We start from the raw sequence: 18,213 nt of genomic DNA, 5'->3' as shown, positions 1-18,213 counted from the left end.
TTGTGTTTCTTTTTTTGGCTCTTTGTCAACTGTAGTGGGTAGATGAAAAGCTAACACCTAGAGAGGACGAACTTCGTTCTCTCTTTCTTTATCTCTTTCTTGTTTTTAGGAGATAAGCTGAAAAGGGCTCTCCCCAGCCCTTTTCACTGTTCAAAGCAATCAAAATCCGTTTTTTAAAGTTTTCAAAGTTCCTGAAACCAAAGGCATTTCTCTTAATAACTTTGATGAGATTGTTGGTAGCTTCCAGTTTGGCGTTAGAATAAGGTAAATCCATGGCGTTTACAACCTTGTCTTTATCCTTTAGAAATGTCTTCAATACCGTCTGGAAAATAGGATTAACAGTGGCTATTTCCTGTTCGATGAGGTCAAAGAAATGGTCTGAGTTCTTCTCTTGGAAATGAAATAAGAGAAGCTGATAGAGTTCATCAGAGTAGGATAGGAGTTTTTCTTGGATTTCCTTGTTAGTCAAATGCATTCGAAACATAGGGCGATAAAATCGTTTATCGCTGAGTTTACGGCTATCTTGTTGTATCAATTTCCAGTAACGTTTCAATGCTCGGTATTCGTGCGATTTTCTGTCGAATTGATTCATAATTTGAATACGGACACGGTTCATAGCACGACTAAGGTGTTGCACGATATGAAAGCGATCGAGTACAATTTTTGCATTGGGGAGTGAAACAGTCTGGGAATAGACTGTTTCAGCCTGAGCTCAGAAATAGAAGAGCGAAGGGGTTAGCAAGTTGATAATAGGGACTAAACATATCCATGGTAATCACTTTGACCCGATTTCTAACCTTTCTAGGATAGCGTAGAAAGTGGTTTCGGATGGTTGCTTGAGTTCTTCCGTCCAGAATGGTTATGACATTTAGGGAATTGAAATCTTGAGCGATGAAGCTCATCTTTCCTTTCTTGAAGGCAGCTCAAACAGTCTATCCCCAGACTGTTTGACTCCCAGCTCATCACCTCAGGTAAGGTATTCCAATCCGTTTCAAACTTGAACTCATTTAGCTTTCTTATAACTGATGATGTTGAGATAGATAGCCTGTGTGCAATATGTTTCATTGCTTGATTTTCGATGAGTAATTGTGCGATTTTCTGGTTAACAGCGACAGAGATTTGGTGGTTCTTCTTGACAAGAGGAGTTTCAGCGACCGCCATTTTTCCGCAATCTTTACACTTGAAACGACGCTTTCGAAGACGGATAAGTAAAGGGTAGCCAGCAGTTTCTAGGTAGGGGATTTTAGAGGCTTTCTGGAAGTCGTATTTTGCCATTTTTCCCTTGCAGGAAGGGCATTTAAGGGCTGTGTAATCCAAGTGACCGTGGAGTTCTAAGTGAGTTCCCATATCATATTCATCAGTGATAAGGATATTTTGGTCTTTAATTCTAAGAAAATTTGTGATAAGATTTAGTTGTTCCATATGAGTCTTTCTAATGATTTAGTTGAACGCTTTTCATTATAGGTCATATGGGACTTTTTGTATATACTCAAAAAACTCTATAATCTCTACAATGGTTTTACCCACTACAGAAATTATAGAGCCGAAAAAACTAGAATTCTAGTCTTTATGATTAGGATTCTTTTTTATGGCTCATACCTTTTCGAAGGACAATATTATTTTATACAAGATTTTTATGAGTGAAGTAGCATGTTGACGAATAGGTGTGCTTTTGTAGGTTATAGGATGATAAATGTTGTATTTTGGACTGCTATCCCCACTATGGTATAATCTTCATATGAAAAAGATTAGTGATTTAGGTTTAACGGGTCGAAAGCTGGTTGGCGAGGGGCTGATTCTTGTCATCATTGGTATTTGCTTTCTGATTGCTGGCTGGCAATTTCCAGGGTTGATTTTGCGTTTTATTCACGCTGGGTTATTCTTCTTAGCTCTTTATGAATTGAGCATGATTTTCTTCAGAAAGAAGAAGTCAAATGAAAGTATTTTAGCTTTGGTGGGCAAGGCTGTTTTGTTTGGCGTTCTAGCTAGTATTGACTTGGCCGTTCAGATTCCCTTGTATTTTGCGGCGATATTTATTGGTATATACCAGCTGTTTACAGCGGTGATTAACTTTATTACCTATTATTTGTATCGAAAAGATCAGGTTGAACCGAGGCTTCGTTTTTTGATGGATGGGATTTGGTTATCTGTCTTGGGGACAGCTTCCCTTTTTGTATCTGGCACACAATTGGTTGTACAGACCTTGGTCATTGGTGTTTATTTGATCCTCTATGGTATGACCAATTTGCGGGATGGTTTATTGTTTGAAGAAGCAGTCGAGCAGCAACGTCCCAAGCGTCATCTTCGAGTGACACTTCCCTTGTTCATGGCTGCACTCATTCCTCGACTGACCTTGCAACGGATCAATGATTTTCTAGCAGACAATAAAGGTCAGACGCCACAGTCCGTTTATAATGGTCACAAAGACATTGCGACAGTACCCTCACTAGAAGTCTTCATTCATGTGGGTGAGGAAGGCTTTGGTGTGGTAGGGCATGTGGATCTGAGTTATAAGGGACGGGTCTATGGCTACGGCTCTTATGATGTCTTGTCGGAACGTCTGGGTGGGGCGATTGGTGATGGTGTTTTATTTAAAGCTGAGCGCCAATCCTATATTGACTTTTGTACCCAAGAGGGGATGACCATACTTGGTTACCAGATGGTGTTGAGTCCTGAGCAAGAGGCAGCTATTGAAGAACGGTTGGATGAGATTGACAAGCTGTTGGTGCCTTGGAATCCAAGTTCTGAAAAAGTATCAAAAACCACAGATGGACAAGCGATTGAAATGTACGCCTATCGAATCAAAGAAGAAATCGGTGCTGAGTTATTTAAATTTAGAAAATCGAAATTCAAAACCTATTTTGTCCTATCCACCAACTGTGTCCTCTTGGCAGACTCAGTCATTGGACAAGCGGGCACGGACATCCTAGGCATTCGAGGGTTTATCGCCCCTGGTACCTATCAAACCTATCTGGATCAAGAATATGAAAAACCACATAGTATGGTTGTTGCTAAGAACATATATTATCGCAAAGAAAAATCCTAGTATTTACTAGGTTTTTCTATTTGATCAGGCGTCCATATACCGCAAAATCCCTGATTTCATGCTATAATAGTTCTATGGATAAAAACAAGTTATTATTAATTGATGGCTCTTCTGTAGCTTTTCGTGCTTTCTTTGCACTTTATCATCAAATCGATCGCTTTAAGAGTCCGACTGGTCTTCATACCAATGCGATTTATGGTTTCCATCTCATGTTGGACCATATGATGAAGCGGATTGAGCCGACTCACATTTTGGTAGCATTTGATGCAGGGAAGACAACTTTCCGAACAGAGATGTTTGCGGACTATAAGGCAGGTCGTGCCAAAACTCCAGATGAGTTCCGTGAGCAATTTCCCTTTATCCGCCAGATGCTAGATGCCATGGGGATTAAGCACTATGAGTTGAGCCAGTACGAAGCCGACGATATTATCGGTACTTTGGATAAAATGGCAGAGCGGACAGACATTCCTTTCGATGTGACCATTGTCAGCGGTGATAAAGACTTGATTCAGCTGACGGATGAAAACACTGTTGTGGAAATTTCCAAGAAAGGGGTTGCCGAGTTCGAAGAATTTACCCCTGCCTACCTCATGGAAAAAATGGGCATCACGCCAACACAGTTTATTGACCTCAAAGCCCTCATGGGAGATAAGTCCGATAACATTCCTGGTGTGACCAAAATCGGTGAAAAGACAGGTCTGAAGCTTCTAACCGAGTTTGGTTCCTTGGAAGGAATTTATGACCATATCGATAGCATGAAGGCTTCCAAAATGAAGGAAAACCTGATTGCGGATAAGGAACAAGCCTTCCTATCTCGAACCCTTGCAACCATCGATACGCAGGCACCGATTGAAATTGGTTTGGATGACATTGTTTACCAAGGTCCACGGATTGAGGAGTTGGGTCAGTTTTATGATGATATGGGCTTCAAACAGTTACGGGCCCAGCTAGGCACGACGAACATGCAAGAGGAAGAAGTACTGGATTTTCAAATCGTATCCGAAGTCAGCTCTGCTATGTTCAAAAAAGACCAATTCTTTTACTTTGAAATCTTGGGGGAGAATTACCACCGAGAAGAGGTAGTTGGTCTGGCTTGGGGGGACAAGGATGGTATCTATGTTGGTGGACCTGAGCTCTTGGATAGTCCGGTATTGAAGGATTTTCTGGAACACCAGCCTATCAAAACCTATGATTTCAAGCGTGGCAAGGTTTTGCTTGCGCGTAAAGGGATTGATTTACTCCCTGCAACCTTTGATAGCCGACTCGCCAAGTATTTGCTTTCAACAGTTGACGACAATGCGTTGACAACCATCGCCCATCTCTATGGACAGACCAGCTTGATTCCTGACGAGGCCATATACGGCAAAGGTGCGAAGTTGGCTCTGCCTGAGCGTGATGTTTTCTTCCCGCACTTGGCCCGCAAGGTGCAGGTCTTGATGGAGACAGAAGCACCGATGTTGGCCAAGTTAGAGGAAAACCAGCAGTCCGATCTTCTCTTTGAGATGGAGTTGCCGCTTGCTAATGTCTTAGCCAAGATGGAAATTGCTGGAATCAAGGTAAAAGTTGAGACCTTAAAAGCCATGCAGGCTGAAAATGAAGTCTTAATTGAGCAGTTGACCAATGAAATCTATGAGTTGGCTGGTCAAGAATTTAATATCAATTCGCCTAAGCAATTAGGGACTATTCTCTTTGAGGATATGGGCTTGCCCTTGGAATACACCAAGAAAACCAAGACAGGCTATTCTACAGCGGTGGATGTCTTGGAACGGTTGGCACCAATCGCTCCAATTGTTTCAAAAATTTTGGACTACCGTCAGATTACCAAGCTTCAGTCTACCTATGTGATCGGCTTACAGGATGCCATTTTAGGAGATGGTAAGATTCATACCCGCTATGTGCAGGATTTGACGCAGACAGGTCGTCTCTCATCGACGGATCCCAACCTGCAAAATATTCCTGTTCGTCTAGAACAAGGTCGTTTGATTCGTAAGGCATTTGTTCCTTCGCTTGAAAATAGTGTCCTCTTGGCATCGGACTATTCACAGATTGAATTGCGTGTATTGGCCCATATTTCCCAAGACCAACACTTGATTGAAGCCTTCCAACAGGGTGCTGACATTCATACGTCAACAGCCATGCGTGTTTTTGGGATTGAAAAGGCAGAGGATGTGACGCCAAATGACCGTCGGAATGCCAAGGCTGTCAACTTTGGTGTTGTTTATGGAATTTCTGATTTCGGTCTTTCCAACAACCTTGGAATTTCCCGTAAGGAAGCCAAAAACTATATCGACACGTATTTTGAACGTTTCCCTGGTATCAAAGACTACATGGAAACCATTGTGCGAGAAGCCCGTGATAAGGGCTACGTAGAAACGCTCTACAAGCGTCGTCGAGAATTGCCAGATATCAACTCTCGGAATTTCAATGTCCGTAATTTCGCGGAGCGGACGGCCATCAACTCACCGATTCAGGGTTCGGCCGCAGACATTCTCAAAGTAGCCATGATCAATCTTGATAGGGCACTGACAGAAGCTGGTCTTTCGACCCGTATGCTCTTGCAGGTACACGATGAGATTGTCTTAGAGGTGCCAATGGCAGAGCTGGAAACAGTAAAAGCTATGGTCAAGGAGACCATGGAGTCGGCCATTCAGTTGTCAGTTCCCTTGATTGCGGATGAAAATGAAGGTGAGACTTGGTACGAAGCCAAATAAGTTAAAGGAAGTAAATCGATGAAGAAATCACTTGTACTGATGGGATTACTGAGTTTGTTTCTCACTGCATGTGGTGTTAAGGAACAAACGAGTTCAAGTCAACAGTCGAGTTCATCAGGAGAAGAATTCTCAGCCACCTTGCCTATTTTACAGGAGAAAGAAGATACAAGTAACGAAAAGTTAGATGTCTTGGCCAACGCAGAAATCAATGTCGTCAACCCAAATCCTCCAGCGGATGAGACGCAAAAAGGCCACAAGATTCATGCGGCCAACAATGGTGTAGCGGAACAGGATGAAAATGGAAATATTAAAGAGTATTTTCGTTATTACGATGTTCCATCAACATGGACGATTAATGTGGAAAACACCGAAGATGAGACTCTTTTGGCTGTCTATGATGTGAAAGAAGGTGCCAGTACCTTTATGGTTCAGCTTTATACTATCAACACCTTCAATCAATCTCCATTAGAAGATGGCCGCAATATGACCATGGATGAGCTGGCCGAACGCATGAAAGAGACCAATCACGATTTTTTAGAAGATACGGTTGTGACGATTGCTGGGCAAGAGTGGCAGGTTGGACGCCAGATTCTCAGTGACCAAAAATTGGCTCGTTTAACCTTTTACCGTATGGAATCTACTGGTTCTTATGATGATTCTGTTGTGGTTGGTGCAATATATTATTCGCTGGATCCTGGACTTGATACGGATCGCACTTTGTTGAAAAAAGCTATAGGTCAATTGAAGGATGTTGTGTATCAGATTTCTAAAAAGTAAGATGGCTTTGAAAGTTATTGATAATCTTTCAGATTAAGGAGAATTATATGACGTACGCATTTCAAAATCCTAGTCAGGATACTATTTTCGACTTTCTTAAAGAAGCTAAAACCATCGCAGTTGTTGGATTATCCAATCGGGAAGAAACAGCAGCCTATCGGGTTTCTAGGATCATGCAGGATGCTGGTTATCGGATTATTCCAGTAAATCCACGGTCTGCTGGAGAAACAATTCTTGGTGAGACTGTTTATGCAAGTCTCAAAGATATTCCTCTTTCCATCGATATTGTTAATGTCTTTAGACGGAGTGAATTTCTCCCAGACGTTGCTCGTGAATTCGTTGAAACAGATGCTAAGATTTTCTGGGCTCAACTCGGTTTGGAAAGTCAAGAAGCTGAGGAAATCCTTCGTCAGGCAGGTCGAGACCAGATTGTCATGAACCGATGCATTAAGATTGAATACCAAAAGATGATTGGAGAATAAATTCATACTCTTCGAAAATCAGAAAAAGACCTTGTTGACTTATTTTCGTTGAGTATCAGTTTCGGTGATAAAAATATAGTCGAATGAATTAGCTTTCAGACAAGGAACTGAGGTGCAGGTAGCTAGAACAGCCTAAAGGCTGTTCTAGGTTGGAAATAAGACTTGCGAAGCAAGTCACTTTCGCAGAGTACGGCAAACCGAAAGTGACGATGTATCAAAGTTAATTCAAAAGACTACAAAAGCTATAGAATCTTGGTGAATCCCTCTTAAGGGGAGGAGGCCAGTTCTATAGCTTTTTCACTTTTTCATTGCAAAAAACCGAGCACGTTGGGCTCGGTAGGTGGTTTATGATTGCCAGATGGTTTTAGTTGATTGCTGCAAGAAGGGCATCTGCTTGTTTTGCAAGTTGAGCTTCATCAACAGGTGCACCAATTGTTGCAAGAGTGAATTCATCAACCAAAGAAGTACGGATAAATGGAAGTAGTTTGCGGTATTCAACAGCTGCTTCGTCTTGGTGTGCAAATGATGAGATAGATACAGTAACAACTTTTTCGTTGATTGCTGAAACACCAGTTGTGTCAGAAAGATCGAGTGCACGGCTAAGCCAGTCAAGAAGGTTTCTTACTGAACCTGGAATGCCAGCGTTGTATACTGGTGAGAAAATCCAGATAGCATCAGCAGCCAATACTGCTGCACGAGCTGCTTTAACAGCTGCAGGTGCATCAGCTTCAAGATCTTGTGAGAATACGGGAACATCTTTCCAATCTAAGTAAGAAACAGTTGCTTTTCCTTCAAGTGCTTTTTCAGCAGATTTTGCCAATTCAGCAGAGAATGCACCCTCACGAAGAGAACCAACTAAAAATAATACGTTTGCCATAATGAAAATAGCTCCTTAAATAATGTGATGGTAATAGTATACATCATATATCACTAGTTAGCAATAATTATGAACCTAATTTTTAAATTTTTTTAAAATCTCAGCTAGCTGAACTTGTTCTTCTTGACTGAGTACAGAAAAGAGTTCCCCTACATGAGCATAGTGATCAGGTAGGATTTTCTCAATGGTTTCTCGTCCATAAGGTGTCAGACCAATTCGAAAGGCTCTTCTATCCTTGCAATCGATGGTTTTGGAAATGTAGCCTTCTCGAATCATATTTTTGATGACCACTGTCATGTTTCCAGATGTGCTCAGCAATTTATCGATTAGGTCCTGAATTCTCAAGTCGCCCTTGTTGTAGAGTGCCTCCAATACTCCAAATTGGGCAACTGTCAGTCCATATTTTCTGATGGTTTCCATTTCTTTTTTTGAAATAGTATTTGCTGCTCTCCGAAAAACGACAAGGCTGTGTAAGGCATGTTTATTTTCGTTTAATGATTTTTCTACGCTATTCATACGAATATTTTAGCAATATTTACATTGATTGGCAAGTGATTTCCTATAAAATAGAAAAGTATACTTGAATATTTTTTGTAAAATTTCCATTTGAATTTCTAGAAAAAATAGCATTGCAGGGTGATTTGTAGTATAATAGGGCTACTATGGAAAAAAAATTCAGCCGTCTCTTGGCATTTGCTAGTGGCCGTTTGGGTCAATATCTTATTGGTTTTTTTGTTCTTGCATTCAGTGTTATCTTTTTAATCCTCTACGTTTGGGAGCAGTCTTCTCGTCCTTTTGAGGAGGCTAGAGTTGGGGCGCAACAGATTGCACAGCAATATGCGGATGTGAGTCAGGTGGATGACTTTGCAATCTATAATGGTACGGAAACTTATTATAGCTTGAAAGGTAAGGATAAGAACGGAGATGAGGTATATGTGTTGATACCAAGTTCTTCGTCCTCTATCTATGTCTATCCAGTTGGGGCAGGGATTACAAAGGAAGAGGCGCAAGCGATTGCTCAAGAAAATGGTGCAAAAACGGCTGATCGAACTATTCTAGGCTATAGGGATGGCAAACCGATTTGGGAAGTCAAATCGGGGACAGCCTATTATTTGGTGGATTTTGAAACAGGTGACTTTGTCAAGATGGAGGGATTATGAGCAAGTTATCAAGACGTGTCTTAGAGATGGAAGAAAGTGTGACCTTGGCTGCTGGGGCGCGTGCGAAAGCACTCAAGGCTGAGGGCCGCGATATTTTAGAACTAACGCTGGGGGAACCAGATTTTGTTACTCCTAAAAATATTCAAGAAGCAGCTATTCAAGCCATCGAAAATGGCAAGGCTAGTTTTTATACAGTAGCTTCTGGTCTTCCAGAGTTGAAAGATGCGGTAAATACTTACTTTGAGAAGTTCTATGGATACTCTATTCAACGCAATCAAGTAGTAGTGGGTACGGGTGCTAAGTTTATTCTCTATGCTTTCTTTGCAGCAGTCATCAATCCAGGTGACGAGGTTCTCGTTCCAACGCCTTACTGGGTTTCATATGCAGACCAAATCAAGATGAATGAAGGGGTGCCAGTCTTTGTAACTGCGACGGAAGAGCATCATTTCAAGGTTACAGTTGATCAGCTAGAAGCAGCTCGGACTGACAAGACCAAGGTCCTCTTGCTCAATAGTCCATCCAATCCTACGGGTATGATTTATAGTCGCGAAGAATTGGAAGCTATTGGTAATTGGGCTGTAGAACATGATTTGTTGATCTTGGCGGATGATATTTACGGTCGTTTGGTATACAACGGTAATACCTTTACACCGATTTCTAGTATTTCAGAGAGCATTCGTCAACAGACCATTGTTATCAATGGTGTTGCAAAAGCCTATGCCATGACGGGTTGGCGGGTTGGTTACGCAGTAGGTAATCCAGAAATAATCGCGGCTATGGGTAAAATTACCGGTCAAACGACTTCAAACCTGACTACTGTTGCCCAATATGCGGCCATTGAAGCCTTCACAGGTCCCCAAGATACGGTAGAGACCATGCGTCAAGCTTTTGAAGAACGACTTAATACCATCTATCCCTTGCTTGCTGAGGTGCCTGGATTTGAAGTGGTCAAACCTGAGGGAGCCTTTTATCTCTTCCCAAATGTGAAAAAAGCTATGGAAATGAAAGGCTTTACAGACGTAACGGAGTTTACGACAGCCATTTTGGAAGAAGTCGGTGTGGCTTTGGTAACTGGTGCAGGTTTTGGTGCTCCTGAGAATATTCGTCTCAGCTATGCGACAGATATGGATACGCTAAAGGAAGCGGTCGCTCGTTTACATACATTTATGAAAAAATAAAAAGAGGAAATAGAATGTCTAGAAAATTGATTACGATTAACCAAGTGAAAGATTACGTGGGTCAGGAAGTGACCATCGGTGCCTGGGTTGCCAACAAGTCAGGTAAAGGGAAATTGGCCTTCTTACAATTACGTGATGGAACAGCTTTCTTCCAAGCAGTTGCTTTCAAGCCAAACTTCATTGAAAAATTCGGTGAAGAAGCTGGTACAGAGAAGTTTGATGTGGCGAAACGGTTGAGCCAAGAAACTTCTGTATATGTGACAGGAATTGTGAAGGAAGACGAACGTTCTAAGTTTGGTTATGAGTTGGATGTGACAGACCTTGAAGTGATCGGTGAGTCACAAGATTATCCAATTACGCCTAAAGAACATGGTACAGACTTCCTTATGGATAACCGTCACCTTTGGTTGCGTTCTCGTAAACAAGTAGCCATCCAACAAATCCGTAATGCCATCATCTATGCAACCTATGAATTTTTTGAAAAAAATGGCTTTATCAAGTTTGATAGCCCAATCTTGTCAGGAAATGCGGCAGAAGATTCGACAGAATTGTTTGAAACAGATTACTTTGGTCAACCTGCTTACTTGAGCCAATCAGGTCAGCTTTACCTTGAAGCTGGTGCCATGGCTCTTGGTCGTGTCTTCGACTTTGGTCCTGTTTTCCGTGCGGAAAAATCAAAAACTCGCCGTCACTTGACAGAATTTTGGATGATGGATGCGGAATACTCATTCCTCAGCCATGATGAGTCACTTGACTTGCAAGAAGCTTATGTCAAAGCTTTGATTCAGGGTGCCATCGACCGAGCTCCTCAAGCCTTGGAGACTCTTGAGCGTGATGTAGATGCCCTTAAACGCTACATTGCAGAACCATTCAAACGCTTAGCTTATGATGATGCTATTACCCTTCTGCAAGAGCATGAAGCGGATGAAGATACAGACTACGAACACATCGAGCATGGTGATGACTTTGGTTCACCTCATGAAACATGGATTTCAAATTACTTTGGTGTACCAACCTTTGTTGTGAACTATCCAGCTAGCTTTAAAGCTTTCTATATGAAACCAGTTCCTGGCAACCCAGAACGTGTGCTCTGTGCAGACTTGCTTGCTCCAGAAGGCTACGGTGAAATCATTGGCGGTTCAATGCGTGAAGACAACTATGATGCCTTGGTAGCGAAAATGGAAGAACTAGGTATGGACAAGTCTGAATATGACTTCTACCTTGATCTTCGTAAATACGGTTCCGTACCACACGGTGGTTTCGGTATTGGTATCGAACGCATGGTAACTTTCGTAGCAGGTACAAAACATATCCGTGAAGCGATTCCGTTCCCACGTATGTTGCATCGCTTGCATCCGTAAGTAATTTAATAGATATACAGATATAGACTCCTTTAATCTAATGGGGATAGACAGACTACAAATGTAGTCTGTTTTTGATTTTCATTGAGTATCAATTGACATTTTGAACGAATTGTTTTACAATGTATTACAATAAGAAAGTAGGTGGAATGATGGGAATTGTTTCTTTGCGATTAAATGAAACAGAAGAAGAAATTTTCAGAAGCTATGCCATTCATACTGGAAAAAGCCTGTCTGAGTTATTCAAATCAGCACTTATTGAACAGATAGAAGACCAGTTGGACTATGAAATTGGTATCAAGGCTTTGAAGAAATTCCAAGAAAATCCTGTTACACACTCGATTGATGATGTGCTTGCGGAGTTAGAAGATGGCTTATAAACTTGTTCTCAGCGATGATGCTTTGAAGCAGTTGAAAAAAATGGACAGGCATGTAGGGATGATGCTTGCTAAGGATTTGAAAAAAAGATTGGACGGTTTGGAAAATCCAAGACAGTTTGGAAAGGCCTTTGTAGGAGACTATAAGGGCCTGTGGCGGTATAGAGTGTGGAATTATCGTGTAATTTGCGATATTATTGATAACAAAATGGTCATCTTAGCTCTTGAAATGGGGCATCGGAAAGACATTTATCGGAAATGATTGATTATTATCCGTGTCAACTGGCACGGTTCTTTTTTATTTTTTATTTTTTATTTATTTTGAAAAGAAAACATACAGAACGAATATAGTTTGTGTATATTTATTTAAAATGATATAATATAGTTATCATCTATACACAAGAGAGGGCTTAGTTATGCCAACAGTAATAAGGGATAAACAAATCAACTTCAAAGTAAATTCAGAATACTTTGAATTAGCGAAAGTGGTCTTTCAGGAAAACGGACTGGATATTACATCAGCATTCAATGAATTTGTACAAGAGGTCGCAATTTCCAAAACACTGCCTTTTAAGACAGTAGAGGAAAAGGAGAGAGAGAAGTTAATTGCTCGACTTCAAGAAGAAGTTTCCACTAGCTATGAAGCGCTAAAAGCAGATAAAGGGTTGTCGGTTGAGGAAGCGAGAAAGGCAGTACTAGGATAATGGAGAAATATAGAGTCATTATTTCGCCAAAGCTTATTGAGCAAATCAAAAGTATTAGGGATTATGTTGCTAATGTGAAACTGAGTCCAGAAACTGCAGAGCGTTTAGTAACGGCAATTTTTGATGAAATAGAGAGCCTAGAACTCTTTCCAGAGCGTGGATTCGATGCTGATGAAAAAATTGGAGTTAAGATTGATAAGAATGGCCGTAGTAGCCGAGGAATAACCATTCAAAATGGAAAATATATTGTCATCTATACTGTAAACCAGGAAGAGCATTTAGTTGAAGTTGCTTTCCTATTCTCATCAAAGACTGATTATGCTAAACTTTTTCGATAATAGTGGATATTTATCTATCGATTATGTGGTTGATTCAAAAGAATTCGGGCAAAGTAGCCTTCCTACAACTGGTGAGAAAGAAACAAATTTCATGAATTTCATTGGATTAACGGTATTAGCGACAAGCTTTGCTTTTGCTACTCTGCTCGTCAGCGACGTGGAGAAAGAGTTGATTGATTATTGAAATTTTATAATTTGCTTACATTTCCTTTATAGACTCCTTTAATCTAATGGGGATAGACAGGGAGTGGGAAAGAACTCGACTGGTCAAAAAAAGAGTTCGTCTTCCCACCCCCGCACAGTTGATTAGGTCAGATTTGGAGTGTAAAACACGAACAAATCTGCCAATCAACCACTGCGCTGAGATGTTGACACGAACTCTGAGTAGTGGAGCTGGGCTTTTTGCCCAGCCTCTGTTTTTCTTGCAATTTTTTGTATTTTTATTTATAATAATTCTAAATAAAATAGTGGAGTTCGTATGAAAAGTAAGCGTTTAGGAAGCGAGATTATTCGCTTGGCCCTACCGGCAACAATTGAAAATATTTTTCAGACCTTGGTCGGTTTTTTCGATACCCTTTTAATTGCTCAGTTGGGCCTTGTTGCTGTTACAGCTGTGGGGTTGGCTAATACGATTTTGAATGTCTATTTGGCGGTATTTTTAGCTATTGGTGTTGGTGGGACGGCGCTTATTGCTCGAAGTCTGGGAGCGGGTCAGAAAGAGAAGGCTAGACAATATGCTCGCCAAACACAAGAATTGTCAATAGCAGGTGGTATTGTATTTGGTTTTATTTCTATCTTCTTTGGGCGGTGGATGTTACAAGCCATGGGAGCAAGCGGTAGTGCTTTGGAGGATGCTCAAGTCTTCTTTTACTGGGTAGGTGGTTTTTCCCTACTTCATGCTAGTATGACTAGTTTGGGTACGATTTTGAGGGCGACTGGCGATACGGTCACACCCATGAAGGTGGGAATTATTACCAATGTCACTAATGTTTTACTGGATTACTTCTTGATTTTTGGATTTGGTTCGTGGGATGGTCTTGGGATATTAGGTACAGCTCTTGGAACTATTTTTGCGCGACTTCTTGGCTGCTATTTGCTTACTAGAGAGGTTCAAAAGTCTGAGTTGGCTTTATCATTTCAAAAAAGTAGACTTTGGAAAGACTATCAGGAACTGGTGCATTTGACCATTCCAGCAGCCTTGGAACGCTTGGTGATGCGGTTGGGACAGGTTATCTATTTTAGTTTGATTGTTGCACTCGGAACGACCGTATATGCATCCCATATGATTGCAGGCAATATTGAAAGTTTTACCTATATGCCTGCCTATGGACTTGCGACTGCAGCGGCGGTCTTAATTGGTCAATCTTTGGGAAAAGGAGATATCTCTACAGTACGAAAAGTCGCATTTCTGAGCTCAGCCTATGGGGTAGTCATCATGTCCCTTCTTGGTATCGTTTTATACTTCGGAGCCCCGAATTTTGCTCAGCTATTCACCAAAGACCTTGAAGCAATTCATCAAGTCGTCATCGCCCTGAAAATCGATGTGTTTAACCAACCTGGGCTTGCGGTTTCCTTGATAATGGCTGGCGCACTGCAAGGGTTGGGCGATACCAAGTCGCCTCTTTATTCCACAGCCATTGGAATGTGGGGGCTGCGCGTGGTTGGGGTAATTGTTCTCGGTCAGATTTTGGGTTGGGGAATCGCAGGGGTATGGCTGTCGATTTTGATTGACCTTTTCTTGAGAGCGATCTTCCTCACATGGAGATTTATGGTAAAAACACGAAAACTAGCTGAATAGGCTGGTTTTTTGGTATAATAGTATGAGTAAATAAAAAGGAGATTGACAGATGAAAACGATTCATACAGATAAAGCACCAGCGGCGATTGGACCATATGTACAAGGAAAAGTGGTAGGAAACTTCATATTTGCTTCAGGTCAAGTTCCTCTTTCACCAGAAACTGGTGAAGTTGTTGGGGAAACCATTCAAGAACAGACGGAACAAGTTTTAAAGAATATTGGTGCGATTTTGGCAGAAGCTGGGACAGATTTTGACCATGTGGTGAAGACAACTTGTTTCTTGAAAAACATGAATGATTTTGTAGCATTTAATGAGGTCTACAAAACTGCTTTTTCAGCTGAGTTTCCAGCTCGTTCTGCTGTTGAGGTGGCTCGTTTGCCTCGTGATGTAAAGGTTGAGATAGAAGTAATAGCAGTCATTGGAGAATAGAGAAAGAACAGGAGGGACTGCCATGTCAGACAAACTCCATTTGGTCATTGTGACAGGGATGTCGGGTGCGGGTAAGACTGTAGCCATCCAATCCTTTGAGGATTTGGGTTATTTTACCATTGATAATATGCCACCGACTCTCTTACCAAAATTTATAGAATTAATTCGTCATAGTCAGGATAACAACAAGATAGCTCTAGTGGTTGATATGCGGAGCCGATCTTTCTTTTCTGAGATTCGGGAAGTGCTGGACGAAATTGAAAACGCAGAAGATCTCGACTTTAAAATCCTTTTCTTGGATGCGACCGATACAGAGTTGGTTGCACGGTATAAGGAGACACGTCGTTCACACCCTCTGGCTACAGATGGACGAGTATTGGATGGTATTCAGCTTGAGCGTGAACTCTTGGCTCCATTGAAAAATATGAGTCAAAATGTGATTGATACTTCGGAATTGACTCCACGTAATTTACGGAAGGAGATTTCCGAACAATTTGCCAGTCAAGAAAACCAACCGTCTTTTCGGATTGAAGTGATGTCCTTTGGCTTTAAATATGGCCTGCCACTAGATGCGGATTTGGTTTTTGATGTCCGTTTCTTGCCAAATCCTTATTATAAACCAGAGTTACGGCAACTGAATGGCCTTGATCAGTCTGTTTATGATTACGTGATGGAGCATGAGGAATCAGAAGAGTTTTACAAGCATTTGCTTGGTTTGATCGAACCAATTCTGCCAGGCTATCAGAAGGAAGGAAAATCTATTTTGACCATCGCCATTGGATGTACTGGTGGTCAACATAGAAGCGTAGCTTTTGCCAAACGTCTTGCCGACGATTTAGAAAAAAACTGGATTGTCAACCGTAGTCATCGCGACAAGGATAGACGGAAGGAAACGGTCAACCGCTCATGAGGAAACCAAAGATTACAGTGATTGGTGGCGGTACGGGGATTCCTGTGATTTTGAAGAGCCTTCGTGCCAAGGATGCCGATATCACAGCGATTGTGACTGTTGCTGATGATGGAGGTTCGTCAGGCGAGATTCGTCAGGCCTTACAGGTTACTCCTCCGGGTGACTTGCGCAATGTCCTTTTGGCCATGTCAGATACGCCTAGGCTTTATGAAAAGATTTTTCAGTATCGATTTGCTGAATCGGACGGTCCCTTGGCTGGTCATCCTCTGGGAAATTTGATTATCGCGGGTATTTCAGAAATGCAAGGGTCTACATATAACGCCATGCGTTTATTGACACGTTTCTTTCATACGACTGGTAGGATCTATCCATCTAGTGAGGAACCTTTAACGCTTCATGCTGTTTTTACAGATGGGACAGAAGTGGTTGGTGAAAGTAAAATTGCGGACTACAAGGGGATGATTGGTCATGTTTATGTGACGAATACGTATAATGATGGGGAACCGAAAGCCAGCCGTCAAGTAGTACAATCGATTATGGACAGCGACTTGGTTGTCCTTGGTCCGGGCTCCCTATATACGTCCATCCTGCCAAATATCATGATTCCAGATATTGGAAAAGCCCTCTGTGAGACGGAAGCTCAAGTCGTCTATATCTGCAACATCATGACCCAGCGTGGTGAGACAGAGTCTTTCACAGATGCCAATCACGTCAGTGTGTTGAATGCACATCTGGCCTGTCCATTTGTGGATACGGTGTTAGTGAATATTGAGCCTGTTCCAAAAGAATACATGAATACCCATGCTTTTGATGAGTATTTGGTGCAGGTCAAGCATGATTTTCGTGGCTTAGAGGAACAGGGCTGTCGCATCATTTCTTCAAACTTCTTGAAACTAGAAAACGGTGGTGCCTTCCATGATGGGGATTTAGTCGTGGAAGAGTTATTTAACATTCTGCAGGTGCGAACATGAGTTTCACAGTGCATGTCAAAGAAGAATTACTGCTTCAATCCAATCAAAACAAAAGTGAACTGTCCGCCATTATCAAGTTGGCTGGTAGTCTTGGTCTTGCTTTCTCAGGGCTGACTCTTTCGATTAGCACTGAAAACGCCAAGATTGCTCGTCATATCTATGAATTGTTCTTTCACTTTTACCAGATAAAAGCAGAAATTCGGCATCATCAAAAGTCAAATTTAAAGAAAAATCGTGTTTATTCGGTTTTTGTGGAAGATGGGGTCAACGAGATTCTCAATGATCTCCATCTGGCTGACAGTTTTTTTGGTTTGGATACAGGGATTTCACCAAGAGTTTTGGAAAATGATTCGTGGAGTCAGGCTTATTTACGTGGAGCTTTTTTAGCAAGTGGTTCTGTAAAGGATCCTGAAAAGGGCAAATACCAATTGGAAATTGCCTCTGTCTATAGTGATCATGCCTATGACTTGGCTAATTTGATGCAGAAATTTTTATTGGATGCAAAGGTTATAGAGCGGTCAAAGGGAACCATTACCTACCTGCAACGGGCAGAAGATATTATGGACTTTCTTTTGGTGATTGGGGCAGAAGATGCAAAGACTGAGTTTGAAAACGTGAAATTGTTACGGGAAGCCCGGAATGATTTAAATCGTGCCACCAATGCTGAAGCGGCCAATATTGCCAAGACAGTCACTGCTAGCATGAAAACCATTAATAATATTATTAAAATAATGGACAAAATCGGTATAGACCAGCTATCGGGTGATTTACAGGAAATTGCCCAATTGCGCATTCAACACCCTGATTATTCGATCCAGCAGTTAGCTGAAAGCCTGTCACAGCCCATCACCAAAAGTGGTGTTAACCATCGTTTACGTAAGTTAAATAAAATTGCAGAAGAATTATAGGTGAAATTGTGAATAATCACTTCTTGCCCTGTTTCAGTTCTCATCTAGGAAGGAGCTGTGGGAGTAGGTGATTATTTTTTTGTTTACAGTGATTTTGTATGCGCTCCCACAAATGTTAGGTTTTATCGATTCCGTATGGTAAAAGATACATAGAAGATGGTCGTGATTGGAGGTTTCTGAATGAT

The 18,213-nt window shown here is 41.5% G+C and carries 20 protein-coding genes and 1 pseudogene; 18 read left to right on the top strand and 3 right to left on the bottom strand.

Features of this window, described 5'->3' with window-relative positions; genetic code table 11:
* Positions 1 to 88: 88 nt before the first annotated feature.
* Positions 89 to 1,422: pseudogene (locus tag D2A30_07290) on the bottom strand (transposase).
* Between the two features lie 271 nt (positions 1,423 to 1,693).
* On the opposite strand from D2A30_07290, the gene D2A30_07285 reads away from it, so the two are divergent.
* The 4 genes from D2A30_07285 (at position 1,694) to D2A30_07270 (ending at position 7,016) form a co-directional block, all read left to right on the top strand.
* Entirely contained in the window at positions 1,694 to 3,046 is a 1,353-nt protein-coding gene (locus tag D2A30_07285; GenBank protein ID ULL21387.1) for a hypothetical protein, read from the top strand.
* 74 nt (positions 3,047 to 3,120) lie between these two features.
* Complete coding sequence (gene polA, locus D2A30_07280) at positions 3,121 to 5,757, top strand: DNA polymerase I (GenBank protein ULL21386.1); 2,637 nt, start codon at positions 3,121 to 3,123, stop codon at positions 5,755 to 5,757.
* A gap of 18 nt (positions 5,758 to 5,775) precedes the next feature.
* A complete protein-coding gene (locus D2A30_07275) occupies positions 5,776 to 6,534 on the top strand; it encodes a glucose-6-phosphate isomerase (GenBank protein ID ULL21385.1) in 759 nt (252 codons plus the stop codon).
* Between the two features lie 47 nt (positions 6,535 to 6,581).
* Positions 6,582 to 7,016: a CoA-binding protein gene (locus tag D2A30_07270; GenBank protein ID ULL21384.1), complete on the top strand. Its 435-nt coding sequence runs from the start codon at positions 6,582 to 6,584 to the stop codon at positions 7,014 to 7,016.
* A gap of 364 nt (positions 7,017 to 7,380) precedes the next feature.
* On the opposite strand, the gene D2A30_07265 is transcribed toward D2A30_07270, so the two are convergent.
* Both D2A30_07265 and D2A30_07260 read right to left on the bottom strand, forming a co-directional pair.
* On the bottom strand, positions 7,381 to 7,893 hold the full coding sequence (locus D2A30_07265) for an NAD(P)H-dependent oxidoreductase (protein ULL21383.1): 513 nt from the start codon (positions 7,891 to 7,893) through the stop codon (positions 7,381 to 7,383).
* Between the two features lie 75 nt (positions 7,894 to 7,968).
* A complete protein-coding gene (locus D2A30_07260; GenBank protein ULL21382.1) occupies positions 7,969 to 8,409 on the bottom strand; it encodes a MarR family transcriptional regulator in 441 nt (146 codons plus the stop codon).
* Positions 8,410 to 8,555: 146 nt separating this feature from the next.
* Here D2A30_07260 and D2A30_07255 point away from each other — a divergent pair, with 146 nt between their 5' ends.
* From D2A30_07255 to whiA, 14 genes are all read left to right on the top strand, one after another.
* Positions 8,556 to 9,053, top strand: a complete 498-nt coding sequence (locus D2A30_07255) for a peptidase (protein ID ULL21381.1) — start codon at positions 8,556 to 8,558, stop codon at positions 9,051 to 9,053.
* Positions 9,050 to 10,231 carry a pyridoxal phosphate-dependent aminotransferase gene (locus D2A30_07250; protein ID ULL21380.1) on the top strand — a complete coding sequence of 394 codons (1,182 nt, stop codon included), beginning with the start codon at positions 9,050 to 9,052 and terminating at the stop codon, positions 10,229 to 10,231. Before D2A30_07255 ends, D2A30_07250 begins: the two co-directional genes overlap by 4 nt.
* A gap of 14 nt (positions 10,232 to 10,245) precedes the next feature.
* Positions 10,246 to 11,592, top strand: coding sequence for an asparagine--tRNA ligase (locus D2A30_07245; GenBank protein ID ULL21379.1), 1,347 nt, complete (start codon positions 10,246 to 10,248; stop codon positions 11,590 to 11,592).
* Between the two features lie 152 nt (positions 11,593 to 11,744).
* A complete protein-coding gene (locus D2A30_07240; protein ULL22012.1) occupies positions 11,745 to 11,972 on the top strand; it encodes a translation repressor RelB in 228 nt (75 codons plus the stop codon).
* Positions 11,962 to 12,231, top strand: a complete 270-nt coding sequence (locus D2A30_07235; GenBank protein ID ULL21378.1) for a type II toxin-antitoxin system RelE/ParE family toxin — start codon at positions 11,962 to 11,964, stop codon at positions 12,229 to 12,231. The genes D2A30_07240 and D2A30_07235 overlap by 11 nt, the downstream gene beginning before the upstream one ends.
* Positions 12,232 to 12,385: 154 nt before the next feature.
* Positions 12,386 to 12,673 carry a toxin-antitoxin system antitoxin subunit gene (locus tag D2A30_07230; protein ID ULL21377.1) on the top strand — a complete coding sequence of 96 codons (288 nt, stop codon included), beginning with the start codon at positions 12,386 to 12,388 and terminating at the stop codon, positions 12,671 to 12,673.
* Positions 12,673 to 13,011 carry a type II toxin-antitoxin system RelE/ParE family toxin gene (locus D2A30_07225; GenBank protein ID ULL21376.1) on the top strand — a complete coding sequence of 113 codons (339 nt, stop codon included), beginning with the start codon at positions 12,673 to 12,675 and terminating at the stop codon, positions 13,009 to 13,011. The genes D2A30_07230 and D2A30_07225 overlap by 1 nt, the downstream gene beginning before the upstream one ends.
* Positions 12,992 to 13,195 (top strand): LPXTG cell wall anchor domain-containing protein, encoded by a 204-nt coding sequence (locus D2A30_07220; GenBank protein ID ULL21375.1) that lies wholly within the window; start codon positions 12,992 to 12,994, stop codon positions 13,193 to 13,195. Before D2A30_07225 ends, D2A30_07220 begins: the two co-directional genes overlap by 20 nt.
* 46 nt (positions 13,196 to 13,241) lie before the next feature.
* Positions 13,242 to 13,493: a hypothetical protein gene (locus tag D2A30_07215; protein ID ULL21374.1), complete on the top strand. Its 252-nt coding sequence runs from the start codon at positions 13,242 to 13,244 to the stop codon at positions 13,491 to 13,493.
* On the top strand, positions 13,490 to 14,809 hold the full coding sequence (locus D2A30_07210) for an MATE family efflux transporter (GenBank protein ULL21373.1): 1,320 nt from the start codon (positions 13,490 to 13,492) through the stop codon (positions 14,807 to 14,809). The genes D2A30_07215 and D2A30_07210 overlap by 4 nt, the downstream gene beginning before the upstream one ends.
* 49 nt (positions 14,810 to 14,858) lie before the next feature.
* The gene (locus D2A30_07205) at positions 14,859 to 15,239 is read left to right on the top strand and encodes a RidA family protein (protein ULL21372.1); all 381 of its coding nucleotides are present in this window, start codon (positions 14,859 to 14,861) and stop codon (positions 15,237 to 15,239) included.
* A gap of 22 nt (positions 15,240 to 15,261) precedes the next feature.
* A complete protein-coding gene (gene rapZ, locus D2A30_07200) occupies positions 15,262 to 16,149 on the top strand; it encodes an RNase adapter RapZ (GenBank protein ID ULL21371.1) in 888 nt (295 codons plus the stop codon).
* Positions 16,146 to 17,120, top strand: coding sequence for a YvcK family protein (locus tag D2A30_07195; protein ULL21370.1), 975 nt, complete (start codon positions 16,146 to 16,148; stop codon positions 17,118 to 17,120). Before rapZ ends, D2A30_07195 begins: the two co-directional genes overlap by 4 nt.
* Positions 17,117 to 18,028 carry a DNA-binding protein WhiA gene (gene whiA / locus D2A30_07190; protein ULL21369.1) on the top strand — a complete coding sequence of 304 codons (912 nt, stop codon included), beginning with the start codon at positions 17,117 to 17,119 and terminating at the stop codon, positions 18,026 to 18,028. Before D2A30_07195 ends, whiA begins: the two co-directional genes overlap by 4 nt.
* Positions 18,029 to 18,213 lie beyond the last annotated feature (185 nt).

The sequence above is a fragment of the Streptococcus suis genome, from assembly GCA_022354845.1.
In the GTDB taxonomy this organism is placed as follows: Bacteria; Bacillota; Bacilli; order Lactobacillales; family Streptococcaceae; genus Streptococcus; species Streptococcus suis_AA.
Note: the sequence above shows the minus strand (reverse complement) of the source record. Positions and strands in the feature narration are given on the sequence as shown.